General features: G+C 37.3%; 21 protein-coding genes and 1 pseudogene. 5 read left to right on the top strand and 17 right to left on the bottom strand.

The annotated features are described in order from the left end of the window. Window positions 1–24: 24 nt before the first annotated feature. The 7 genes from ftsH to pth all read right to left on the bottom strand — a co-directional run bounded on the left by ftsH (window position 25) and on the right by pth (window position 8,697). The gene (gene ftsH, locus Q0Y84_RS03175; RefSeq protein ID WP_297950755.1) at window positions 25–2,193 is read right to left on the bottom strand and encodes an ATP-dependent zinc metalloprotease FtsH; all 2,169 of its coding nucleotides are present in this window, start codon (window positions 2,191–2,193) and stop codon (window positions 25–27) included. A 94-nt stretch (window positions 2,194–2,287) separates the two neighbouring features. Next, window positions 2,288–3,541 carry a tRNA lysidine(34) synthetase TilS gene (gene tilS / locus Q0Y84_RS03170; protein ID WP_297950753.1) on the bottom strand — a complete coding sequence of 418 codons (1,254 nt, stop codon included), beginning with the start codon at window positions 3,539–3,541 and terminating at the stop codon, window positions 2,288–2,290. A 37-nt stretch (window positions 3,542–3,578) separates the two neighbouring features. Then, window positions 3,579–3,941, bottom strand: a complete 363-nt coding sequence (locus tag Q0Y84_RS03165; protein ID WP_297950751.1) for a S1 RNA-binding domain-containing protein — start codon at window positions 3,939–3,941, stop codon at window positions 3,579–3,581. Further along, complete coding sequence (locus tag Q0Y84_RS03160) at window positions 3,941–4,318, bottom strand: septum formation initiator family protein (protein ID WP_297950749.1); 378 nt, start codon at window positions 4,316–4,318, stop codon at window positions 3,941–3,943. Before Q0Y84_RS03160 ends, Q0Y84_RS03165 begins: the two co-directional genes overlap by 1 nt. A 67-nt stretch (window positions 4,319–4,385) precedes the next feature. Further along, window positions 4,386–4,628: an RNA-binding S4 domain-containing protein gene (locus Q0Y84_RS03155; RefSeq protein ID WP_005721105.1), complete on the bottom strand. Its 243-nt coding sequence runs from the start codon at window positions 4,626–4,628 to the stop codon at window positions 4,386–4,388. Window positions 4,629–4,643: 15 nt separating this feature from the next. After that, complete coding sequence (gene mfd, locus Q0Y84_RS03150; RefSeq protein ID WP_297950746.1) at window positions 4,644–8,138, bottom strand: transcription-repair coupling factor; 3,495 nt, start codon at window positions 8,136–8,138, stop codon at window positions 4,644–4,646. 1 nt (window position 8,139) lies between these two features. Next, a complete protein-coding gene (pth, locus tag Q0Y84_RS03145) occupies window positions 8,140–8,697 on the bottom strand; it encodes an aminoacyl-tRNA hydrolase (RefSeq protein WP_297950744.1) in 558 nt (185 codons plus the stop codon). 130 nt (window positions 8,698–8,827) lie between these two features. Between pth and Q0Y84_RS03140 the strand changes: the two genes are divergently transcribed. Together Q0Y84_RS03140 and cbpA are read left to right on the top strand one after the other, a co-directional pair. Then, window positions 8,828–9,799: an L-lactate dehydrogenase gene (locus Q0Y84_RS03140; protein WP_297950741.1), complete on the top strand. Its 972-nt coding sequence runs from the start codon at window positions 8,828–8,830 to the stop codon at window positions 9,797–9,799. 168 nt (window positions 9,800–9,967) lie between these two features. Beyond that, the gene (gene cbpA / locus Q0Y84_RS03135) at window positions 9,968–10,675 is read left to right on the top strand and encodes a cyclic di-AMP binding protein CbpA (RefSeq protein ID WP_005721098.1); all 708 of its coding nucleotides are present in this window, start codon (window positions 9,968–9,970) and stop codon (window positions 10,673–10,675) included. A 61-nt stretch (window positions 10,676–10,736) separates the two neighbouring features. On the opposite strand, the gene alr is transcribed toward cbpA, so the two are convergent. The 6 genes from alr to Q0Y84_RS03105 form a co-directional block, all read right to left on the bottom strand. Further along, a complete protein-coding gene (gene alr, locus Q0Y84_RS03130; RefSeq protein ID WP_297950731.1) occupies window positions 10,737–11,867 on the bottom strand; it encodes an alanine racemase in 1,131 nt (376 codons plus the stop codon). A gap of 1 nt (window position 11,868) precedes the next feature. After that, window positions 11,869–12,225: a holo-ACP synthase gene (gene acpS, locus Q0Y84_RS03125; protein ID WP_057726261.1), complete on the bottom strand. Its 357-nt coding sequence runs from the start codon at window positions 12,223–12,225 to the stop codon at window positions 11,869–11,871. Window positions 12,226–12,305: 80 nt separating this feature from the next. After that, window positions 12,306–13,790, bottom strand: a complete 1,485-nt coding sequence (locus Q0Y84_RS03120; RefSeq protein ID WP_297950727.1) for a DEAD/DEAH box helicase — start codon at window positions 13,788–13,790, stop codon at window positions 12,306–12,308. A 13-nt stretch (window positions 13,791–13,803) separates the two neighbouring features. Beyond that, window positions 13,804–15,171, bottom strand: coding sequence for a UDP-N-acetylmuramoyl-tripeptide--D-alanyl-D-alanine ligase (murF, locus tag Q0Y84_RS03115; protein ID WP_297950725.1), 1,368 nt, complete (start codon window positions 15,169–15,171; stop codon window positions 13,804–13,806). A gap of 125 nt (window positions 15,172–15,296) precedes the next feature. Then, entirely contained in the window at window positions 15,297–15,542 is a 246-nt protein-coding gene (locus Q0Y84_RS03110; RefSeq protein ID WP_065990107.1) for a type B 50S ribosomal protein L31, read from the bottom strand. A 98-nt stretch (window positions 15,543–15,640) separates the two neighbouring features. Further along, window positions 15,641–17,260: an alpha-glucosidase gene (locus Q0Y84_RS03105; protein WP_297950722.1), complete on the bottom strand. Its 1,620-nt coding sequence runs from the start codon at window positions 17,258–17,260 to the stop codon at window positions 15,641–15,643. Between the two features lie 116 nt (window positions 17,261–17,376). Between Q0Y84_RS03105 and Q0Y84_RS03100 the strand changes: the two genes are divergently transcribed. Further along, a complete protein-coding gene (locus Q0Y84_RS03100; protein WP_297950720.1) occupies window positions 17,377–18,207 on the top strand; it encodes a Cof-type HAD-IIB family hydrolase in 831 nt (276 codons plus the stop codon). Between the two features lie 45 nt (window positions 18,208–18,252). On the opposite strand, the gene Q0Y84_RS03095 is transcribed toward Q0Y84_RS03100, so the two are convergent. The 4 genes from Q0Y84_RS03095 to Q0Y84_RS03080 form a co-directional block, all read right to left on the bottom strand. Continuing rightward, on the bottom strand, window positions 18,253–19,845 hold the full coding sequence (locus Q0Y84_RS03095) for an APC family permease (protein WP_297950718.1): 1,593 nt from the start codon (window positions 19,843–19,845) through the stop codon (window positions 18,253–18,255). A gap of 108 nt (window positions 19,846–19,953) precedes the next feature. Next, window positions 19,954–21,189 (bottom strand): serine hydroxymethyltransferase, encoded by a 1,236-nt coding sequence (glyA, locus tag Q0Y84_RS03090; RefSeq protein ID WP_297950716.1) that lies wholly within the window; start codon window positions 21,187–21,189, stop codon window positions 19,954–19,956. Between the two features lie 55 nt (window positions 21,190–21,244). Further along, on the bottom strand, window positions 21,245–21,520 hold the full coding sequence (locus Q0Y84_RS03085; RefSeq protein WP_297950714.1) for a hypothetical protein: 276 nt from the start codon (window positions 21,518–21,520) through the stop codon (window positions 21,245–21,247). Then, window positions 21,501–21,836 carry a hypothetical protein gene (locus Q0Y84_RS03080; RefSeq protein WP_297950712.1) on the bottom strand — a complete coding sequence of 112 codons (336 nt, stop codon included), beginning with the start codon at window positions 21,834–21,836 and terminating at the stop codon, window positions 21,501–21,503. The genes Q0Y84_RS03085 and Q0Y84_RS03080 overlap by 20 nt, the downstream gene beginning before the upstream one ends. Window positions 21,837–22,576: 740 nt before the next feature. Between Q0Y84_RS03080 and Q0Y84_RS03075 the strand changes: the two genes are divergently transcribed. Together Q0Y84_RS03075 and Q0Y84_RS03070 are read left to right on the top strand one after the other, a co-directional pair. Beyond that, entirely contained in the window at window positions 22,577–23,092 is a 516-nt protein-coding gene (locus Q0Y84_RS03075) for a hypothetical protein (RefSeq protein ID WP_005718512.1), read from the top strand. A 52-nt stretch (window positions 23,093–23,144) separates the two neighbouring features. Beyond that, window positions 23,145–23,521 (top strand): annotated as a pseudogene (locus tag Q0Y84_RS03070) (Rrf2 family transcriptional regulator). The last annotated feature ends 256 nt before the right edge of the window (window positions 23,522–23,777 follow it).

Below are 23,777 nucleotides of genomic sequence, written 5' to 3'. Positions count from 1 at the left end.
AGCCCATGACAGGCCCTATTTCATTTAATTATCTTTATGCTCATCATCTGCAGCAGGAGCTTCAGGAGTTGAAGAGTTTTCTGCTTGATCCTTTTCAGGATTTTCAGGGTTATTTTCTTCAACTTCATGATTCTTTTCTGATGGAGTTTCTAAAGCATCTTTTTCTTGTTCAGCTAATGTATGTGCTGAATCTTTCTTTTCTGCTTTTTCAACTTCACGTTTTTCCGCAGCAGCCTTCGCTTCTTCATAAGTTGAAGCCTTTGATTCACTTGGATATTCATCCTCGTCTTTTTCAGGCATCTTACCAGTCTTGTACAAGGCCATAATTTGCTTTTCGTTCAAAGTTTCATACTTAAGCAAAGCTTCAGCGATGATTCTATGCTTTTCCTTATTGTCTTTAACAATTTCAAGGGCCTTAGCATGAGCTTCATCCAAAATCTTCTTCACAGCTTCATCAATCTTAGCTGAAGTTGCTTCACTATATGGCTTAAAGCCGTAAGGGTTAGTTTCGCCTTCTTTTTCAAGCTCAACCATCCCCAAAGATTCAGTCATACCATAGTTAACTACCATGCTGTGAGCAATTTGAGTAGCTTGTTCAAAGTCGTTAGAAGCACCAGTCGACTTATCACCAATTGTCGCTTCTTCACCGGCACGACCACCCATTAAACCAACAATTTGTTCAAACAATTGTTGCTTAGTTAAGATGAATTGATCGTCCTTAGGCAACATAATGTTGTAACCGCCAGCACGACCACGTGGCACGATCGTAACCTTACGTACAGTACGTGAATCACTTAAAACCAAACCACAGATTGAGTGTCCAGCTTCGTGGAAGGCAACTCTTCTTCTTTCCTTATCAGAAATTAGCCGGTCCTTCTTAGCTGGACCGGCAATAACACGGTCTTCAGCTTCATCAATATCTGAAGCAGTAATTTCAGTACCATTACGACGAGCAGCAACTAAGGCAGCTTCGTTTAAAACGTTAGCTAAGTCTGCACCTACAAAACCAGGGGTTTGACGGGCAACTTCCTTCAAATCAACATCAGGTGCAAGTGGCTTGTTTTTAGCGTGAACCTTCAAAATAGCTTCACGACCACGAACGTCAGGACGACCAACCAATACCTTACGGTCAAAACGACCTGGACGAAGTAGGGCTGGGTCCAATACGTCTGAACGGTTAGTAGCAGCAATGACGATAACACCTTCATCGCCTTCAAAACCATCCATTTCAACCAACAATTGGTTCAAAGTCTGTTCACGCTCATCGTTGCCACCACCAGTGCCATTGCCACGACGACGACCAATGGCATCAATTTCATCGATAAAGATGATACTTGGAGCATTCTTCTTGGCATTGTTAAACAAGTCACGTACACGACTAGCACCAACACCAACAAACATTTCAACAAAGTCTGAACCTGAAATTGAGTAAAATGGTACGTTAGCTTCACCAGCTACAGCACGAGCAAGTAAAGTTTTACCAGTACCAGGAGGACCCTCAAGTAAAACACCAGATGGGATTCTTGCACCCAGCTTAGTGTACTTCGATGGGTCTTTCAAGAACTCAACTACTTCTACTAATTCTTGCTTTTCTTCTTCTTCACCAGCTACGTCAGAGAAACGAACTTTATTCTTAGATGGATCTTCTGGCTTAACGTGTGAGCGGCCAAAATTCATTATTCCGCCGCCACCGCCACGTCCAGCACCGCTTTGATTCATCATCATCCAAAGCATGACAATAAATAAAACGGTTGGCACAAGCATGACAATGGTCGAAATCCAATTGCCAGATTGTGATTCTCCTTGAGTTGTCATCCGAGCATTACTTTTTTGTGCCAAGTTTTGCACGTTAGAAACGGTAGAATCATTCTGTAACATGGTAGTAGAGAAGCGCGAAACTTTTCTACTTGAATTATTACTAAAGAAATCAAAATTATTATTTGATTGATTCTTTGTTGTTTGTGCAGTCTTGTAACTACCTGAAACAGTATAAACACCATTAGCAGGTTGAACACTAAAGTTTTTAACTTTGCCTTGACGCAAATCTTTAACAAATTGTGAGTAACTAATATTTTCTGAGCTACCACTATTGTTAGAGCCGCCGAGTGCCCAGTTGATTCCCCATAGGAGCAGAAGGAACACAACTATATAGAAAAGGCCGTTTGAAAGCAGCCGATTCCGGTTATTCTTCATAAAAAACCTCCGCAAAGTCTTTAAGTTATACGTTTAAAATTCTATCACAAATTAGCTTGCAACCACTAACATTTTCACCTATTTTGAAGACTTCTTAAGAAACATATAGAAAATAACGTTTGCCAGCTGGAATGAAATCTTGTTTTTGATAACATTTTTCCACAAAAACCGGTTCATTTTCGGCATAAATTGCAATACAGCGTAAACGTAAAGCAAAAGGAACTGTATTTTCCGCAAATTTCTTTTTTGCTTTGACGCGCTCGCCATTTTTTAATATTAATTTTTTCCCTGGAATTAAACTTCCTGCAGTAAAATTACTATTTTTTTCAAGCCAAAAATTACCTACTTCTGTTAAAGTAGCCTGCCTTTCAGTAGTTAATAAATAGCTTTTCCCCTTAAAAGCAAATGGTTGATCAAGGGCTACCTTAAATGGCTGAATAGCTTTTTCTGGTTTATTTTTTAACAAATAACTATAACCTTGATAATCTACCACTGCAAAAGTGCCTAGATTTTCATTTACACGACGATGATATTTCTGCCAAATAATTTTTTGCCAAAAAATATTTTTTTCTGTAGCAGATAAATTAATCAACTTATCTGTTTTTACACGCCAGGCACCTAAAAAGGGCTCTACTTGACCTATATCTGCAACTTGTTCATTAACCAACTCTGTTAGCTGGATCATTTTTTTGCTAAAACGCAGAGCATTTATTAATAGATTGCTATTTTCCTTTTTTAGTAAAGGAATCACATGATGACGCAAGCGATTGCGCATGGTTTCATCTTCTTGATTAGTCGAATCCACTACATAATTAATCCTGTGTTTTTGATCATATTCAACTAATTCTTGCTTACTATAGGCTAAAAGCGGCCGCAAGAGCGTTATATCATGCATTTTTCCGACGCTTTGCAAACTGTTCATTTCTTCAGGATTACCTGAGCGAATCAATTTAAGCAAAATATTTTCTAACAGATCATCCCCATGGTGCGCCGTTAATAAATAATCCATTTGCTTAGCATAAGCTAGATTAGTTAAAAAAAGATACCTAGCATCCCTAGCCGCCGCTTCAATCCCTAGCTGAGGCTGCTCTTCTTTGTTCCATTTGCCAGTAAACAATTCAACTTTATTTTGAGCACAATATTTTTGCAATATTTCAGTTTCAGTTGAACTATCGCTGCGCAATTGATGATCAAAATGCGCAGCAAACACAGTGAACCCAAACTCACGCTGCAAATTAACCAGCATATCTAACAAAGCCATTGAGTCCGGCCCGGCACTTGCAGCAACTAATAACCTTTTATTTTGTAAAACAATTTTATGCTGTTTAAAAAAATCAGTAATTTTCATTATTTTTCTAATAAAAAATGACCCTTTCGGGTCATCCCTAATTTTCAGTTAATACCTGCTTTAACTTTTCAATTTCTTTTTTGGCATCCTGAGCTGTTTGGTTTAAAACCTGATCAAACTCAGCTGGCTTTGTCTTGGAAAATTGATTATCATGGTCAACTAAGTCTGGATCATTCACGCGGGTAATTGATAAGTTAAATCTTCCCTTGTGAATATGCACCACAACTACGCGAACTTCATCGCCGACATGATACCGACGTCGTTCACGCAACCAATTATTGCCAAAGTCACTATGATGTACTAATCCTGAATGCCGATTAGGCAAAGTAACAAAAATGCCCAAGTCAGTAATATTATTAATTACTCCGGTCACCCGGTTACCGGCTTGATATTTTTTCATTAATTATCATCATTTCCTTCATGCACGTTATAAATCTTTTCATCTGATTTAGAATAATAAAATTTATAGCGAATTAGCTTAGCAACATAGTTAGGGTCTTTCAAATCCTGCTTTTTAGTTTCTAAGCTATCTCTTTTACTTTTTACTTTAGTCAAAGCTTGTTTTTCAGCTTGAACTTGATTATTCAGTCGTCCAGTTTGAGAAATTTTAATAGCAATTTGTACACCCAAAGCAATGAAAATAATAGCAAAGACTGCCACAATTACATTCAGCCGCTTTTGATGTACTTCTTTTTCTCTTCTAGCCTGTTTACGTCTAAGACGCGCCCTCTGCTCTTCTGGACTCAACGAATTATAGATACGTGGACCATGATTCATTTTTAATCCCCTAATTTAATAAATAACTATACTAAGTTAAGTATAACAACGATCTAATTAAAAGTCATTAATCAACTAATTCGTATAGCTCGCTTGCTTCCGCTTTTTTCGTGGTCTCACGAATATTCAGCACTTTAGCCTTAATCGTCTTAGCGCCATATCCTACTTCAATAATATCGTCAATCTTCACATCATAACTGGACTTAACTACGCGTCCATTCACCTTGATTCGACCTTGATCGGCCATTTCTTTAGCTACAGTTCTTCTCTTCACTAAACGTGAAACCTTTAAAAATTTATCGATTCTCATAATCTTTCCTATTCGTTATCTTTGTACAATGTCGCTTGCTGCCTGTAAAAATGTCGTCAATTCATTAAACAAAACGCGGTTTTTCATTTTATCTGGCAACAGCAACAAAACAACCATTCTATTTTCTTGATTCATACTAATGCGTGCTTTCAAACTAACATGTTCCAGCGCCTTAAAAATATTAGGCCCTTCCAATTCATGCGAAGCCGCATTAGTAAATTCAACTTTAATCTTATCGCCGGTCTTAACTACATTGAGTACTTGCGCTAAATCAGCATCTACCTTTAAGCCAGCAATAGCCAATAAGTTTTCAACCGCTGCCGGATAATCACCAAAGCGATCAATTAGTTCATCTTCAATTTTATCTAATTCTCCTTGACTTGAAACAGCTTTAATCTTTTTGTAAAATTCAATTTTTTCTTCCTGATCACCAATATATGAATCTGGAATATAAGCTTCAAGACCCAAATCGATTTCAGCATTGGATTTTTTAATCGTGCGCTTGCCTTTACGCTCTTGAATTGCATCAGCTAGCATCTGTGAGTATAGATCATAACCAACACTGTCAATAAAGCCGTGTTGTTGTGCTCCCAACATATTACCGGCACCACGAATTGACAAATCACGCATCGCAATTTTAAAACCAGAACCTAATTCAGTAAAGTCACGAATAGCATCAAGGCGTTTTTCACCAACTTCAGTTAATACCTTATTTGGCTTATATAAAAAGTAAGCATAAGCCAAGCGAGCACTACGACCAATTCTGCCTCGCAATTGATATAGCTGACTCAGGCCATAATGGTCAGCATCTTCGATAATCATCGTATTGACATTAGGCATATCAATTCCTGTTTCAATAATCGTCGTTGTTACCAAAATATCAAATTCACGATTTAAAAAGCGGTACAGAATATCTTCTAATTGATTTTGACTCATTCGTCCATGAGCTGAAGCAATTCGCGCTTGTGGCATTAGTTCTTGCAATTTCTCTACAGTTTCATCAATATCCCCAATCCGATTATGTAAATAAAAGACCTGACCATCACGTTGCATTTCTCGTAAACACGCAGCTTTTACTACACTCGGGATTTGTTCCATGACATAAGTTTGAATCGGATAGCGATTTTGCGGTGGCGTCTCCATCACTGACAAATCACGCACCCCAATCATTGACATATGCAAAGTCCGTGGAATTGGTGTCGCAGTTAGCGTTAAAACATCAATATTAGCCTTTAACTGCTTTAATTTTTCTTTATGCTTAACTCCAAAACGCTGCTCTTCATCTACGATCAAGAGACCTAAGTCCTTGAATTTTACATCCTGGGATAAAATTCGGTGCGTCCCAACAACTAAATCAATTTTACCGTCTTTCAAACCTTCAATAATTTCTTTGGATTCAGCCGGAGTTTGAAAACGGGAAAGCATTGCCGTCTTAACTGGAAAATCCTTAAAGCGATCTTGAATAGTTTCATAGTGCTGTTGGGCCAAAATTGTAGTCGGTACTAAAAACGCCACTTGTTTATTATCCTGAATTGCCTTAAAAGCCGCACGCAAAGCAACTTCCGTTTTACCAAAGCCAACATCCCCGACCAAAAGCCGGTCCATTGGCTTAGAGCTTTCCATATCCTGCTTAATTTCTTTAACTGACCGCAATTGATCTGGCGTTTCTGGATAAGGAAAAGCATCTTCAAATTGTTTTTGCAAATCATCATCTGGAGCAAAGGCAAAGCCATTTTCTGATTCACGTTTGGCATAAAGTTCAATCAAATCATCGGCAATATCTTCAATCTTGGATTGAACTTTCCGCTTAGTTTTAGCCCATTCACTACCACCAAGCTTACTTATATGTGGTGTCTTGCCTTCAGAGCCAACGTATTTTTGCACCAAGCTTAATTGATCTGCTGGCACAAAAAGCTGGTCACCATGTTGATAAGTGATAGTGATATAGTCACGTTTAGTCCCATTATTTTCTAAAGTTTTAATTCCTTCAAAACGACCAATTCCGTGATTAACGTGAACAACATAATCACCTGGCTTAAGCTCAGTATAATTACGCAAACGTTGGGCATTTTCTAATGTTTTAATCCGTTTTTTACGTTGTGGTCTCTTATTGAATAATTCACGTTCAGTTAAATAAACCAACTTAACCGTTGGCAAACTGAAACCACTGACAAAATTGCCAACTACAATTTGCGCCCGTTGTTCAACAATTTCATCTTCACCAACAATTGGCAAATTCAAGCCAAAATCAACCATTGTCTGATCAATTTGCCGTGCTCTTTTTTCACTATCGGCTTGCAAAATAACGGTTTGTCCAGCCTTTTGATAAGATTCTAATTCCGATTTGATCAATGGCATTTGGCTGAAAAATTGTTCTGGTTCACGCGTTGACCAATTAAACATTTGACCTAAGCGCAACCGTCCCATGCTTCTTTGAAATAGTGAGAAATTAATTCGGTGGTGCTTATCTTTACTCAAAAGTTTAGCAAAATCTGACCGTAAACTTTGCCCTGGCAACATGGCACCAGTCTTTAATTCGTCACTAATAAAGGCTGCATTTTGCTTATCAACTGTCTCAATTGCTTGATTGATTAAAGGTAAATCATCAAATAAAATCTGACCATTTTTATCTAAATATTCCAATAAACTGCTTGGCTTTTTTATCAAATAATCAATTAAAAAAGCATAGTTTTTGGGCAGCCCACCAGCATTTAATTCATCAAGTACTACCGTAAAATGATCTTTTACTGCTTTAGCCGGTGCTGGTGCATCAGCCATATCCTGTTCAATCGCTTTGCTTGCTGCGGCAATTGCTTCTTTAGTAAATACTCGATCTTGTGCTGCTGCAATTTCTACTTTATCCAATTCTTTTTGACTGCGTTGGCTAGCCAAGTCGAATTCTTTAATCGTATCTATTTCATCGCCAAAGAACTCAATTCGCACTGGATTTTCTCGATCGAGTGGATAAACATCTAAAATATCGCCACGAATAGCGAATTCACCAGGCCGCGCTACTAGCGCATCACGTTGATATCCCGAAGCGATCAGCCACTCATTAAGTTCTTTTAATTCGTATTCTTTACCTGGCTCAAAATCACGCCTGGCTTGCGCAAAATCGGTTGGATTTGAGAGCTTATATTGCAATCCTTGCGGTGTCGTAACTACTATTCCTGGTTGACCACTCAATAAAAAATTGAGTGCCTGAATCCGGCTACTCAATTCATCGGGCGAACTAACTGCAGTTTGAGTCGCAATTGTGGCATCTACGGGAAAGATTTGTACCGTATCATTTGCCATAATCGCATTAAGTTCACCATACAAAGTTTGCGCTTTATTTTCATTTTCTTCTATTAAGACTAGCGGTGCTTTTAATTTAGTCACAATTTGTTTTAACAGTAGACTAAAAGCACCAGCATTAGCGCCAGTGATTAGTGAGTTTTTTACTTGTTTTGTTTTTGCAATAAAATTATTTAAATCTTGATCTTTATCTAAAATCTCTGTTAAACGCATTTTAATTATATTTATTCATTAAGTATTGACTATCATGATCATTGATAAAATCGTCAATAATATCTACACTTGTTGCAAATGCATCATCCATCAATTTTTGTTGTTCATCATTAAATGGCGTTAAAACCCATGAAACAACAGTGGCATTCTTAGGGTGACGAATTCCAATCTTTAAACGATTAAATTTTTCAGTCCCCAAATCACGAATGATGCTTTTAATTCCATTATGTCCACCGGATTTACCATTAGCTCTAATTCTAATTTTACCAATTGGCATATCCATATCATCTTGAATAATTAATACATCCGCTGGATCAACCTTAAAAAAGTTAGCAATCTGACTAACTGAACGGCCTGACTCATTCATAAAAGTTTGCGGTTCAAGCAAAATTACATCTTCACCATTAATTTTTTGCTTGGTCCAATGGCCTTCGAATTTATCCTTATCTAGTGACAAACCCTTTTCATGCAAATAATGATCCATTACCATGAAGCCTGTATTATGTTTTGTTTTGTCATATTTTTGTCCTGGATTACCTAAACCTGCAATTATTTTCATTTTTTAACTCCTCGTTACATAATCCCACTTATTCTAGCACAATCAAGAAATATTAATTTCAATAATGCTTGTCACATGGTATAATTTTTTTGTTAAAGTTATAACTTAGAATAAAAGGAGACTTATTGTTATGGCAAGAGATGAAAGACCTCGTAAAGTTATTCTTGTTGGTGATGGTGCTGTAGGTTCAACCTTCGCATTTTCAATGGTACAACAAGGTATCGCTGAAGAATTGGGTATTATTGATATCGCTAAGGAACACGTTGAAGGTGACGCAATTGACTTAGCTGATGCTACCCCTTGGACTTCACCAAAGAATATCTATGCAGCTGATTACTCTGACTGTAAGGACGCAGACTTAGTAGTTATTACTGCTGGTGCTCCACAAAAGCCAGGTGAAACCCGTCTTGACCTTGTTAACAAGAACTTGAAGATTTTATCATCAATCGTTGAACCAGTTGTTGAATCAGGCTTCGAAGGTATTTTCTTAGTTGTTGCTAACCCAGTTGATATTTTAACTCACGCAACTTGGAAGATGTCAGGCTTCCCTAAGGATCGTGTTATCGGTTCAGGTACTTCACTTGATACTGGTCGTCTTCAAAAGGTTATCGGTGAAATGGAACACGTTGACCCACGTTCAGTTAATGCTTACATGCTTGGTGAACACGGTGATACTGAATTCCCAGCATGGAGCTACAACAATGTTGGTGGCGTAAAGGTTAGCGACTGGGTTAAGGCTCACGGTATGGATGAATCTAAGCTTGAAGACATCCACAAGGAAGTTGCTAACATGGCTTACGACATCATTAACAAGAAGGGTGCTACTTTCTACGGCATCGGTACTGCTTCAGCAATGATCGCTAAGGCTATTTTAGATGATGAACACCGTGTACTTCCACTTTCAGTACCAATGGATGGGGAATACGGCTTACACGACCTTCACATCGGTACTCCAGCAGTTGTTGGACGCAAGGGTCTTGAACAAGTTATTGAAATGCCATTAAGCGACCACGAAAAAGAATTGATGAAGGCTTCAGCTGATCAATTAAAGAAGGTTATGGACAAGGCCTTCAAGGAAACTGGCGTTAAGGTTCGTCAATAATTTCTACAACATCTTTAAAAGCATCTCTTTTGTTAGAGATGCTTTTTTATTTTCCTAACTATTGTTAAAATATAGTTGTTACTTTAGATGGACTTTAATTAATATTTAATTAACTCATCGATTATGCTATAATTATTTGAAACATTTCTCACTTTCGGAGGCGAACTCATGCTTATTAAATCTTTAGTTATTAAAAAAGATTACTTAACTACAGTCAATGAAAAAGCCACATTAGCAGAAGCTTTAAAAGTTTTGGAAGACTCAGGCTACAGATGTGTGCCGATCGTTGATGATACTGGTACTATTTTCCGCGGTAACATTTACAAAATGCACATCTACCGGCATAAATCACAAGGCGGCGATATGAACTTACCAGTGACTTACTTACTGAAGAATGCTACTAAGACAATTAAAGTTAATTCACCATTCTTCAAGGTATTCTTCAATATTAAGGACTTGCCTTATATTGCCGTTCTTGATGAAGACAATCATTTTTACGGGATTCTTACTCACTCAAGAATGCTTGATATGTTGTCAGATGCATGGGATGTTAAGAATGGTTCATACGTTTTAACTGTTCTATCTGATAATACTCGTGGTAACTTAATCAAAATGTCTAAAATCGTATCTAAGCATACTAACATGTCTAGTGTAATGACACTTGACGCCGCAGCTGGTGAGCTTGAGGGTAACTTTGTTAGAAGAACGCTCTTCACCCTTCCTGCTGGTGTTTCAGATATTACTATGCGAACTATTGTTGACAAGTTGCAAAGAAAAGGTTTCGTTGTTTCTGAAATCGAAGATTTGCAAGCCGGCATGACGATTATGAGTGATGAAAACCCAGGCGTATTTATTGAACACCCTGTAAAAGATTAACAATTAATCATCCTACTAAAAATGCTTCTAGAAAAAAATCTAGAAGCATTTTTATTAGCCATTATTTTTCATAGTAAACACGCGGCAAGCGATCATTTAACAAACATGCCACTTCATAGTGAATAGTATCAACATAATCTGCAGCTGCCTTAATATTATTTGGCGCCGTTGGGTCATTCGAAATAATTACTACTTTAGTTCCTACTGGCATCTTTCTTGGCATCTTAACCATAAATTGATCCATACATACCCGGCCAACAATTGGACAATATTCATCTCCAACTTTAACCTTAAAGCCTTGGAATTTTCTGATAAAACCATCAGCATAGCCAACCGGTACAGTACCAATTACCGTATCTTGATCTGCTACAAAAGTAGACCCATATCCTACACCATCACCTTGATGGATCATTTTAACATGAGTTAATTCACTTTCAAATGACATTGCTGGTTCAAGTGGAATTGATGATTTTAAATCAGGACTAGATGGATTAGATGATGGATTTAAGCCATAAATACCAATACCAAAACGAACGCAATCGCTCGGAATATTTTTATCAAAAATGCTGGCTGCCGTATTGTCTACATGAATCCATTGTGGCTTTACTGTTAATAAGCTTCTCATATGAGCAAATTTCTTCACTTGATGCTTAAAGTAAGTATCATCCGCACTATCAGCAGAGGCAAAGTGAGCAAACATCCCTTCAACGTAAAAATTATCATTATCTTGCAAAAATTCGTTAGCGGCAACGAAATCAGCATCTTCATTGAAGCCGATCCGTCCCATCCCTGAGTCTACGCCAATGTGAACCTTTAATTGCAAGTGTTCCTTTTCAAGATATTTTTCTGTTTCCTTTAGCCATTCAAGGTTGGGAATCGTCAATGAAATATTATTAACAGCCGCAATTGGAGCATATTCTGGTGAAACTACGCCCAAAACTAAAATCGGCTTAACGATATCAGCTTGACGAAGTTGTAATGCTTCATCCAAAATAGCAACGCAAAGCCCAGCTGCTCCTTCTTCAATCGCAATTTTAGCTACTTCAACTGCGCCATGACCGTAAGCATTGGCTTTTACAACTGCCAACATCTTTTGCTCTGGAGCCAAATGCTTCATTTCATTTTTAATATTTCTTCTAATTGCGCCCAAATTTACCTTTACAACGGCTGGACGGTGACAGCCTGGAACCATATTAATTTTCCTCCAAAACTACAAAAGTAATAATTTCGTGATTATCATGTGTGATACTTGGAAAGATATTTCCATCAAACTTAGTTGAAGTCATGACCGGGTGACCTAAATCATCCCACAAGGTTTCAACATCTTGAAAGCCAACATACTTACCTAGTCCTGTCCCTAAGGCTTTTGAGAAGGACTCTTTTAATGAAAAGCGACCACCAAGATACTCAACCTTACGCTTGCCTTTCATTTTTTGATATTGGTTAAATTCATTGGGTGTTAATACTTTTTTAGCAAAAGCATCACCTTTAGCAACAATTTTTTGAATCCGCTCAACTTCAATTGAGTCAATTCCTACACCTTTAATCATCGTTTTCACCTCACACAATGACACCATTATAATACAAAAAAGAAGTTGCAAAAATTACAACTTCTCCTCAGACTAAAATTTTAGCCTTTTTTATTCTTAATTACGAATTCATGTCCATTGCCATGACCACGTTTACCACGATTACCATTATGACGGTATGAATTATTATTGCGCCGGCGGCGATAATCATCACGTCCATGATTATTGCCACGACCACGACCTTTACCACGACGATGCCGACCATCGCCCTTGTATGGCAAAGGTTTTTCTGGTGTAATCTTAACTTTAACTTCGTCTTTAGCCAAATTCTTTAAAAATGCTGCAACTAAGTCAAGTGCTGAATAATTATCAAGCAACTCACTTGCGCCTTGAGTATATTTACCCAAATCACCATTCAATAAATCTTCGATTTCAGCTCTTGCCTGCTTTAATTGACCATGCAGAGCTTGATCATCTGTCGGTGGACGAAGTGGTGACATCTTTTTCTTAGTTAACTGCTCAATGGTTCTCATATAGCCAATTTCATTTGGCGTTACAAAAGTAACTGAAATACCATTTTGTCCTGCACGCCCGGTTCTTCCAATTCGGTGGACATATGAATCTGGATCTTGTGGAATATCATAATTATAAACGTGCGTTACACCCGAAATATCAAGTCCACGTGCAGCTACATCAGTTGCCACTAAAATATCTAGTTTACCGTCACGGAACTTCTTTAAAACAGCCATTCTCCGTGCTTGTGACAAGTCACCGTGAATTCCTGCAGCATTATAGCCACGTGCTTGCAAACCACGTGTAAGCTCATCTACACGGCGTTTAGTGCGACCAAATACCAAAGCTAAGTCTGGACCTTGTACATCAATCAAACGACACATGATATCGAACTTTTCGGATTCTTTGGCCCGGACAAAATATTGTTCGATCAAGTCAGCCGTTAATTCCTTAGCCTTAATTCGGACAATCTCTGGATGATCCATAAATTTTTCACCAATACGCAAAATTGGCTTAGGCATTGTTGCACTAAAGAGCAAAGTTTGTTGCCGGTTTTTAGCATATTTCAAAATACTTTCAATATCTTGAATAAAGCCCATATCCAGCATTTCATCTGCTTCATCTAAAACAACTGCTTTAACTTGATCCAAATTGATTGTCTTACGCTTAAGGTGATCAAGCAATCGCCCTGGAGTACCAACTAAAATTGATGGTACATGATGTTTTAATGAGCGAATTTGACGACCAATATCTGCTCCTCCGTAGACCACTTGAACATGAGCGTGTTCATCACGACCTAAACGGAATAATTCTTCTTGAGTTTGAATAGCAAGTTCACGCGTTGGTTCAATAATAATTGCTTGAATTGCTTTTTCTTTTTTATTGATCATCTGTAAAATTGGCAAACCGAAAGCAGCAGTTTTACCAGTACCTGTTTGGGCTTGGCCAATTACATCTTTGCCTTGCAAAGCAAGGGGAATAGTTTGTTCCTGGATTGGAGTTGCTTCTTCAAAGCCTGAACGTTTAATCGCTTTAAGAAGCGCATCATTTAATCCTAATTCTGAAAATTTCAAAAAAATTTTTCTCCTATCTCAGTCGGGCTAAGACATTTTCTAGGTGCATTCCATGCGAACCTTTCAATACTACAATGTCATCCGACTTAATATCGTTCTTCAGATCATCAATCATTCGATCTGTTTGTTCTTGTGTATAATAATGCAAATGTTCTGGCTCATACTTGCCTTGTAAAGCATCATATAAATTCTTCATTTCAGAGCCATATAAGTAAACTTCGTTAATAATCTGGGGATCCATTGTATCTGCAAGACCAGCATGCAATTCCGGCGACTTTTTACCTAATTCAAGCATATCACCTAAAACAGCAATTCTACGACCACCATCTTTGACCTCGACTTGGCCAAAACTAGTTAAAACCGCTCTAACAGCAGTTGGATTAGAATTATAAATATCACTCATGATGCTTTCACCAGCATCACCTTTTTCCCATTCCATACGGTTAGCAGTTGGGGTAAAGTTTGACAAAGATGAGGCAATTTCTTCATCACTTTCACCAAAGTAACGGCCAACACTAATTGCAGCCATCGCATTAGACACATTATGCTTACCAATCATCGGAATAGTGAATTTTTGTTCTGAATCATTTACTGTAAAAGTAGCGTGATGCATATAGCTCTTAAAGCCAGTAGCGTGAACTGTATCTTCATCTCTAAAACCAAAAGTTGCTTTAGCTTGATCAAGCTTTTTAGCTCTTTCTTCAAGTAATGGTTCATCCCCATTAAAGATAAATTCCCCATCTTCACGTAAAAAGTCAGTGATTTCCATCTTAGCGTCCGCAATCTTGTCGCGACTGCCAAAGAATTCAATATGAGCTTCACCAATCATCGTAATTACAGCAACATCAGGATGGGTTAATTCACTTAAGTGATGCAATTGACCAGGACGGTCCATTCCCATTTCCAAAACCAAAATTTCAGTATTTGGCTTCATCTCAAGGATAGTCATTGGCACGCCAATTTCATTATTAAAGTTAGCTTGTGTCTTATGTACATTGAACCGCTTAGATAAAACAGCAGCAATCATATCCTTAGTAGTAGTCTTACCATTAGAACCAGTAATTCCAACTACAGTCGGGTTAACTTTACGCAAATAATAGTGAGCAAGTTCTTGCATAGCAGCAAGAGGATCATCAACTTCAATTACCGCAATATCTTCTGGCTTATTGGGATGACCTTTTTTCCATAAAGTAGCAGAAGCACCATTACTAATAGCACCAGCTACGAATTCATGTCCATCACGTTCACCTTCAAGTGGTACAAATAAACCACCGTTTGTGATCTTTCTGGAGTCAAAGGCAACAGAAGTAATAATAGTTTGATCGTCGCCTTCACAAGTAGTATTTAAAGCCTTGGCAATTTCCGCCATTTGCATTTTCATTGAATATTTACTCCCATAAAAACATTTTTATACAGAAAACATTATACTGTCTTTCAGGCATTCTGCCAAATAATCTCTAACGAAAAAAGCAGCCCCAATGGGACTGCTTCCACCAGATAAAAGGTTTACTTCTTTAAGCCGTACTTCTTGTTGAACTTTTCGATTCGACCATCTGCTTGAGCAAACTTTTGCTTGCCAGTGTAGAATGGGTGTGAATCTGATGAAACTTCAACACGTACTAATGGGTAAGTTTCGCCTTCGTAGTCAATAGTTTCTGATGGCTTCAAAGTTGAGCCAGCTAAGAACTTAGCACCAGTTGCTGAGTCCATGAAAACTACTTTTTGAAAATCTGGATGAATACCTTGTTTCATAATTTATTACTCCTTTGCCATGATCGTATTACAGATCATAGATTAATCGATTAACGATAACTAGAATACCATCTTCAAGCTAGTAATTCAAGCTATTTTTACTTCACCACAACTGCAAATGCTTCATAAGGCTTAAGAGTAATATCATGTAAATCATTGTGAACTGCATAGTTGCTAAGCAAATTTTCTTTAATTCGATCATTAGAAGTAAATTGTTGCTCTTCACCTGATAAATTAGCAACTACTAACCACTTTTCTGTACCTAAAACACGGTAATAGGCCAAAACTTCATCACCAGTATTAGGCACTAATTTAAAATCACCGTTAACTACAATATCATTTTCATGACGCAAGCTGATCAATTCTTGATAAGTGTAAAAAATTGAATCAGGATCAGCTAAAGCTTTTTTAACATTAATTTCTTGATAATTAGGATTTACTGCTAACCATGGCTTAGTTTTACTAAAGCCCGCATTTTCAGTTGCATCCCATTGCATTGGTCTGCGTGCATTATCGCGACCTTTAACATTGATGGCATGAATCAGTTCATCTTTATCGTACCCTTGTGCTAAGCGCTCATGATACATATTCACGCTCTCAATATCTTCAACTTCATCAATCTTTTTTACCGGGCAATTAGTCATGCCGATTTCTTCACCGTTAAAAATATACGGCGTGCCATGCATCAAGTGCAGAACTGTCGCAAACATTTTAGCGCATTGTACCCGATATTTTTGATCATTGCCCCAACGAGAAATCACCCGCGGAATATCATGATTTTCCCAGAATAAACTGTTCCAAGCATGGTTAAAATCAAGCTCTGTCTGCCACTTAACCAGAACCTTTTTTAATTCACCCAAATCAAGTGGCTTTAAATCCCATTTTTCTTTTCCTGCTTGTTGGTCTAAGGCTTGGTTTTCAAATTGGAAGACCATTGATAATTCATGGCGAGCAGGATCAGAATATTCTTCGGCAATCTTTGGCGTAGCATTCCAAGTTTCACCAACAGTCATGACATCACGCTTGCCAAAAGTATTTTTATTCATTTCCTGCAGATATGGATGAAGCATCGGTCCATTTTCGCGAATCATCTTGTCTGGATCCTTACCAATCAATTCAATCACGTCCATGCGGAAGCCGCCAATTCCTTTATCCAGCCAAAAGTTCATCATGTCATAAATCTTTTGCCGTAATTCTGGATTTTTCCAATTTAAATCAGGCTGTTGCTCAGCAAAAAAGTGTAAATAATATTGTCCCGTTTCCGGATCAAGCTTCCAAGCTGAACCTGAAAAAGCAGACTTCAACTCATTTGGTTCATGCCCCTCAACTGGATCACGCCAAATATAATAGTCACGGTATGGATTATCTTTACTCTTGCGTGACTCTACAAACCATTTATGTTGATCAGATGTATGGTTAACCACCAAGTCCATCACGATTCGAATATGATGCTGCTTAGCCTTTTGAATCAATTCTTCCATATCAGCCATTGTGCCATATTGCGGATCAATTGCTTCGTAATCCGAAATATCATAGCCATTATCTACGCCAGGAGATTGATAAACTGGTGAAAGCCAAATGGCGTCAATACCTAAATTTTCTAAATAATCCAAACGAGCAATAATTCCTTGTAAATCACCTACGCCATCACCATTGCTATCTTGAAATGACTTAGGATAAATCTGATAAACAACTTCTTTTTTCCACCATGGTGTCATTTTCTTTACCTCGTAAATTTCAAATTCATTGTTACTAATCATGATAAATAACTTATGTAAGCACTTGCAAGAAATGGTAAACTGTTATCGGTATCAATTTTTAGTGAGGTATTTAGATGACTACTCTTCCCTTTAAAGCCGTCGCTGTTGATGTCGATGGCACTTTTGTTAATGATGAAAAACAATATGATCATCAAATGTTTGACAAAATTTTAACCCGTCTACACCAAAATGATGTTCAATTTATTATTGCCAGTGGCCGGCCAGCTGATCGATTAGCGGCCGACTTCAGTGAATTCGCTAATTCGATTGACTTTGTCGCTGATAATGGCGCAGTTTTAGTGCGCAATGGCAAAATTATTCGTACAACTAATTTTTCTAAAAAATGTATTCTAAATCTAATCGATTATTTGCATTTGCACTATCCGGGTGCTGTTCAAAACACTTTAATCAGCGGAATTAAGCATTCATATTTTCTAAAGAGTACGCCCGCAGAATATAAACGGTCGCATTATTACTTTTATCCTAATAGTGTTGAAATTAGCGATTTTAATGAAATCCCTGCTGACGACCAATACACTAAGCTCACATTAGATTATCCAAGTAAAATCCGTCATGAACTAGAAGCTGGCTTTAACAGTCGAAGCACCGAAAAGATTCATGTTACAACTAGTGGTTGGAACTACATGGACATTATTCCTGCAGGCGTAAATAAGGCAACTGGTCTAAAAGAATTTTTGGCTTATTTGAATATCCCCAAAAATGAATTAATTGCCTTTGGTGATGGTGAAAACGATCTTGAAATGTTAAAATTCGCTGGTCTTAGCTACGCGATGACTAACGGACAGGAGATCGTTAAGCAGGCAGCCAAATTTATCGCTCCAAGCAACAATGATAACGGTGTTTTTAGGGTATTAAATAAATATCTTGATCAAACGAATAACTAGCAAAAAAACTGTTGAAATCAAAAAAAGATCTCAACAGTTTTTTTCCTATTCCTTATTTTGGGCAATCTTTTCAGCATAAGGATCAATCTTCTTTAAGCATGTTTTAATGCCCCAATAATAAAAGCCAAGGGAAATAATGATAATAACTACAAAATCTAGCGGGTACTTAATCCAATCTTGTCCACCAAAGCCACTACTACCAATAAAGGACATGATTGACATAAAGATCAAATACCCCAGCATCCACCAGCTACTATGCAGTTGCTCTTTCAAGTTAGAATGCTGGTAGTGGATTTCATAATAAAAGTAAATTGGTAAGCCCAACGCAATTACGATAATTACTTGAATCGTAGTTGGCCACATTGACCAATAAATAGCTAAACTAGTCATCACAAATGCAACTGGAGCAAGCCATTTCATATAATTTGGCTTAAATGGTCGATCAAGGTCTGGCCTTTTCTTTCTTAAGGTCATTACCGTTACTGGACCAGTTAAATACGCAATTAAAGTTGAAGTCGTAATAACTGTTGCCAATAAATTCCAGTTTCTAAATAAACTTACTAAAATAACCGCTAAAATAAAGTCGGCGATCATCGCATAACGCGGAATTAAATATTTTTGATTTAAACGACCCAACCATTTTGGTAAATGACGCGTGTGAGTCATTGCAGCTAAAGCTCTTGACGCAGTTGCCACAAAAGCGACTCCTGTTCCAAATGGTGAAACAAAAGCATCCAAATACAGCAAAATCACTAACCAATTGATTCCTAAAATAATTGCCAAATCCGCAAACGGTGAAGTGAAATCAATCCCATGCCAACCCACTTTGGCTAATGTACTTGGCTCAACGGCACCAATAAAAGTCACCTGAAGCATGATATAAATAGCTGCAGTAATTAACATGGAAATTAGCACTCCACGAATAATATTCTTACGCGGATTTTTTAGTTCTCCACCCATATTGATGACCGTTTGAAAGGCATCATATGACATGATAATTCCTGAAACTGAAGTTGCTTCAAAGATTGAACGGCTGCCATAAGGCATAAAGTCATGCAAATTGCTGCCAAAGTTTTGCCCATGAAAACCTGAAGCAATTAAAATCACAATCGTTAATGTAGGCAATAAAATCTTAAAAATCGAAATTAAATTGGTAAAGTGGGTCATAATTTTAACTGACCAAAAATTGATCATCGTAAAAATTAACATAAAAATAATGACTACCCCCAGACCAGCAAAGGTAATATTGCCATCTTTGATGAAATTTTTAGTCCAATTAGCCCAACTCCATGGCCAAGAACTCATATATTGAACTGCAGCTACAGCTTCCATTGGCACTAAAGTAACTAATGAAATCCAATTAGCCCAGGCAGCTACAAAGCCAAGCAAAGGTCCATGGCTATACTGAGCATACCGACTCATCCCACCACTTTCAGGAAACATTGCCCCTAATTCTACATAGGTTAAAGCAATAGCAATAATAATTACTGCCCCCAAAATCCATGATAAAATTGCGGCGGGTCCTGCTATTTTAGCTGCCGAACCTGAGCCAAAGAGCCAGCCTGAACCAATCAAAGAATTCAAGGCTAGCATAATCGCTGAAAACAATCCTATTTTATGTCTTTTTAATTTCTCCAAATAATCACATTTCCTTCATTCTAATTATTAACTCCAATATTTTTAACTTTAGATTATAACAAAAGCCGCCCTAGCTGAGAACCAGAGCGGCAAATTTTACCTATAAAATTATTCAATCGGATGTTTTTGAGTTAAAGTTTGTACTTCTTCTTTAACATGATTAATCGTTGCGGGATTTTCTGGATCAGACAAAATTTCGATAATCATTTCAGCAGTCTTTTTTGCGTCTTCTTCATCAAAACCGCGGCTAGTAATTGCTGGTGTACCAATTCTTAAACCACTAGTTACAAAAGGACTGCGCTGATCACCAGGGATTGATTCTTTATTGGTTGTAATATGAACTGAATCAAGCAAGTTTTGTGCATCTTTACCCGTTAACCCAGTATCTGTAATATCAATAATCATTAAGTGATTATCAGTACCACCAGAAACTACACGAATATTGTCAGACTTAGCAAAAGTTTCTGCCATTATCTTAGCGTTTTTGATTACTTGTTTAATATAATCGGTAAATTGTGGCTGTAAGTCTTCATAAAAAGCTTGCGCTTTTCCAGCAATCACGTGTTCTAAAGGACCACCTTGAATACCTGGAAACAAAGCTGAATTAATCTTTTTACCAATTTCTAAACTATTAGATAAAATCATGCCGCCGCGAGGACCACGCAAGGTCTTATGCGTAGTAGTCGTCACTACATCAGCTACTGGAATAGGACTAGGGTGTTGGCCAGTTGCTACCAAACCAGCAATATGGGCCATATCAACCATTAAATAGGCGCCAACTTCATCGGCAATTTCACGGAATTTTTGCCAATCAATAATTCGGCTGTATGCAGAAGCACCAGCAACGATCAATTGGGGATGAACATCTAAGGCGATCTGACGAATAGCATCAAAATCAAGCTCTTCAGTTTCAACATTTAAGCCGTAACTATAAGATCTATATTCTTTACCACTGAAGTTTACTTTGGCACCGTGAGTTAAATGACCGCCAGCATCCATGCCCATGCCAAGGATTACATCGCCTGGCTTCAGCAAAGCTTGATAAACAGCCATATTTGCTTGTGAACCAGAGTGGGGTTGAACATTAGCAAATTTAGCATTGAATAATTTTTTAGCATAATCAATAGCAAGTTGTTCAACTTGATCAATGTATTGACAACCGCCATAATAGCGTCGACCGGGATAGCCCTCGGCATATTTGTTAGTTAAAACTGAACCTTGAGCTTCACGAACTGCATCAGAAACAATATTTTCAGAAGCAATTAATTCAATCGTGTTTTGTTGGCGCTCTTCTTCGTGATGAATGGCATTCCACAATGCGGGTGACTTTTCTGCATATTTCAATGAAAAGACTTCCTTTCTGACTTGTACTAAATCGTTTTCTTTACTGAAAAGTATACTATTTAGCGATTAAATACGCACGACTACTGCGCGGAAATTCTTTTTTGAAAGCAGCTAAAACAGCATGACGGCAAGTAGCGGTATCAGCTAATTCATATTCCTTAGTAAAATGCAGATAGCCAGCTTCAATTAAAATCAGTTTTAAGCCATCACTTTTCACACTTATTGCCCGATCTTTTTTGGCGGTTAACAACTTGATTTCTATATATTTACTCTTATTACTGCAGATCTTTTTAAGTAAAGTCTCAGCTTGTTTAACGGGAATTAAACGCATAATTGCTTCCTTTCAAGCTAGTTTCTAGTTCGCGGCTAAAGCTATCCTTTTGCAAATTCGAAGTAATCAAAAGAACCAGTACTTGCTCGTTCTTTACCGCAAAAGCAATCCGCGCTGAACCAGCTGTTTTCAAATTTAAACGAAATTCATAAATCGCCTTTCCTTCAATCCGCGTTGGTGCTGCCACCTTCACCTTGCTCATGCCTGTTGCCAACTCTTTGACAATCGCTTGTTCAATCAACTTCTTAATTAGCTTTTGTTCATTCTTATGCTTTTTGAAAAAAAGCTTGCATCCCCGTTCGTAAAATATTTCCATTGCATTCACTTTCCTAACTTGATTCATTTCTATGGTAAAACAAAAAGCTCCTCGAACAAATATCGAGCAGCTTTATTTATCATCTTCTACGAATAGGTCTAAGTAACTGACTATCCTCCAATTGCAGTACTTATCGAACACAACAACCCTTTTCTGCAGCAAGATTTTTCTTTTTTGTTTTTCTAAGTCATATTTTGCCATGAAAGAAATTGTTTGAAAAGAGTACCAAAATTATCTATACGGTTAATAAACCGCACGATTAATTTAAGGGTATTTAATTAAAAATAAATAAATTTTATTTTCTATACAAAGACAGAAATCAATACTCTTGCAATATTTATTATTTTTTTCTAAAATAAAAGCCGCTTGCAAGATAAATTGCAAGCGACTCATATTATGGGACATCATGCTTAGCTTTTTCCGAAGCTAAGCATGTTTTTGTATACAATTAATTACTTTAAAATAATTATTCTATAACCTCGTCCTACTTAAGCGTAACACCTTTTCTCCCGGCTTTAAACGATTTTATTATAAGTTAGTGATTACATAATAGTCTTCAGCTGTAAAAAGGAGAATACCTTTTATTATGCTGGCGTATAGAAAATAACAACCAAACGCTACATCCTTTCGTCTAATTTCCTAAAAAATAGCAACTTTTATACCATTAAATTAAAAATATAGTTAAAATACTGGTATAATATCGTTTCAGAATAATTAATGTAGAGGTGAGATTTCTGATCATGAAAAGTGCAAATTACACTAGAAAACATCACATGTATTTAATGAATCACAAAAATGGTGACGTTATCGAAGTAAGAATGGACAAGAAAAATAAGACATTCAAGAAAATACGACTTTATCGTCAAGATGGTTTGGGCAACTACTATCTAGATCCACATGCGGAGTTTAAGGATCAGAAAAGTCCAGCAACCAAAGAGAATATCGTAGAAGCCGGAAAAAAGGTCAGCGATCATATCTCTAGTGCTGAGAACTGGCACCATAAAGTTAGACCTATTTTCAACGCTGAACACAAAATCGTCGATTTCGAACCACGATTGCATTTGGAACACCATACTAAGATTCAAAATGCTAAAAGATATTTGCGTCACTTGGAAAGACGACACGCAGACTTCATTTTCCGTAAAAATAGCAAAACGCCTTTGTTAATCCCATGGAATTACATCAAGGATATGATCTATGAAGATCGCAATAAAGAAATGGTTCTAGCCCATAAAGTGCACAAGTTAAGAAAATAAAGAAAGGACTCATTACACATTGTAGTGAGCCCTTTTCTTTATCTAAAGTTTAATGAAAAATAATGATCTATCTAGTAAAGCAATTGCAGCAAGCATCGGTTCTAGCCCCAGTGTAGTTAGACAATTAATGTCAGACTTAAGAAAAGCCGGGTTAATTGAAACACGCAAAGGCGCCGCACCCCTATTTTAGCGAAAGATTCTAAAGATATTTCTTTACTAGAGGTCTACCAGGCAATCAATATGGATCATGCACTGCTTCATGTTGATCCTAAAACCAATCCGCAGTGTATTGTAGGCGGCAATATTCAAAATACTCTTAACGATTTTTATAATGAAATCGAATTAGCAGCTTTGACTAAAATGAGTCAAATTACTTTGCAAGACGTAATTGGTGATATTTTAAAAAGACAAGCGCAAAAAGAAAAATGATGAGACTTGAACTCTCACCATTTTTTGGCTCTATAATTTTTCCTGTTGATGACTTATCTATATGATAAGCTGTTAACAGGATTTTTTATTGCAAAAAAGAGGACATAGACCTCTTCAATAAAAATCGTTTCCACACAAATTCTTATAAATAAAGGTGATTTCTATGTCCTCTCTTAATCATTGTATTAAATTCGAGCTTGATGTTAAAGACGAAAATATTGTTTTTAAAGATTATTTCTATAAATCGATCAAACTG

The organism is uncultured Lactobacillus sp. (assembly GCF_947367125.1).
Taxonomy (GTDB): domain Bacteria; phylum Bacillota; class Bacilli; order Lactobacillales; family Lactobacillaceae; genus Lactobacillus.
The sequence above is the reverse complement of the archived record's forward strand: the minus strand, read 5'-3'. Positions and strand labels throughout refer to the sequence as shown.

What these genes read in the sequence shown, in the direction of transcription:
- ftsH (WP_297950755.1), bottom strand. Translation starts at nt 2,193, where the DNA reads ATGAAGAATAACCGGAATCGGCTGCTTTCAAACGGCCTTTTCTATATA.
- tilS (WP_297950753.1), bottom strand. Translation starts at nt 3,541, where the DNA reads ATGAAAATTACTGATTTTTTTAAACAGCATAAAATTGTTTTACAAAAT.
- Q0Y84_RS03165 (WP_297950751.1), bottom strand. Translation starts at nt 3,941, where the DNA reads ATGAAAAAATATCAAGCCGGTAACCGGGTGACCGGAGTAATTAATAAT.
- Q0Y84_RS03160 (WP_297950749.1), bottom strand. Translation starts at nt 4,318, where the DNA reads ATGAATCATGGTCCACGTATCTATAATTCGTTGAGTCCAGAAGAGCAG.
- Q0Y84_RS03155 (WP_005721105.1), bottom strand. Translation starts at nt 4,628, where the DNA reads ATGAGAATCGATAAATTTTTAAAGGTTTCACGTTTAGTGAAGAGAAGA.
- mfd (WP_297950746.1), bottom strand. Translation starts at nt 8,138, where the DNA reads ATGCGTTTAACAGAGATTTTAGATAAAGATCAAGATTTAAATAATTTT.
- pth (WP_297950744.1), bottom strand. Translation starts at nt 8,697, where the DNA reads ATGAAAATAATTGCAGGTTTAGGTAATCCAGGACAAAAATATGACAAA.
- Q0Y84_RS03140 (WP_297950741.1), top strand. Translation starts at nt 8,828, where the DNA reads ATGGCAAGAGATGAAAGACCTCGTAAAGTTATTCTTGTTGGTGATGGT.
- cbpA (WP_005721098.1), top strand. Translation starts at nt 9,968, where the DNA reads ATGCTTATTAAATCTTTAGTTATTAAAAAAGATTACTTAACTACAGTC.
- alr (WP_297950731.1), bottom strand. Translation starts at nt 11,867, where the DNA reads ATGGTTCCAGGCTGTCACCGTCCAGCCGTTGTAAAGGTAAATTTGGGC.
- acpS (WP_057726261.1), bottom strand. Translation starts at nt 12,225, where the DNA reads ATGATTAAAGGTGTAGGAATTGACTCAATTGAAGTTGAGCGGATTCAA.
- murF (WP_297950725.1), bottom strand. Translation starts at nt 15,171, where the DNA reads ATGAAAATGCAAATGGCGGAAATTGCCAAGGCTTTAAATACTACTTGT.
- Q0Y84_RS03110 (WP_065990107.1), bottom strand. Translation starts at nt 15,542, where the DNA reads ATGAAACAAGGTATTCATCCAGATTTTCAAAAAGTAGTTTTCATGGAC.
- Q0Y84_RS03105 (WP_297950722.1), bottom strand. Translation starts at nt 17,260, where the DNA reads ATGACACCATGGTGGAAAAAAGAAGTTGTTTATCAGATTTATCCTAAG.
- Q0Y84_RS03100 (WP_297950720.1), top strand. Translation starts at nt 17,377, where the DNA reads ATGACTACTCTTCCCTTTAAAGCCGTCGCTGTTGATGTCGATGGCACT.
- Q0Y84_RS03085 (WP_297950714.1), bottom strand. Translation starts at nt 21,520, where the DNA reads ATGCGTTTAATTCCCGTTAAACAAGCTGAGACTTTACTTAAAAAGATC.
- Q0Y84_RS03080 (WP_297950712.1), bottom strand. Translation starts at nt 21,836, where the DNA reads ATGGAAATATTTTACGAACGGGGATGCAAGCTTTTTTTCAAAAAGCAT.
- Q0Y84_RS03075 (WP_005718512.1), top strand. Translation starts at nt 22,577, where the DNA reads ATGAAAAGTGCAAATTACACTAGAAAACATCACATGTATTTAATGAAT.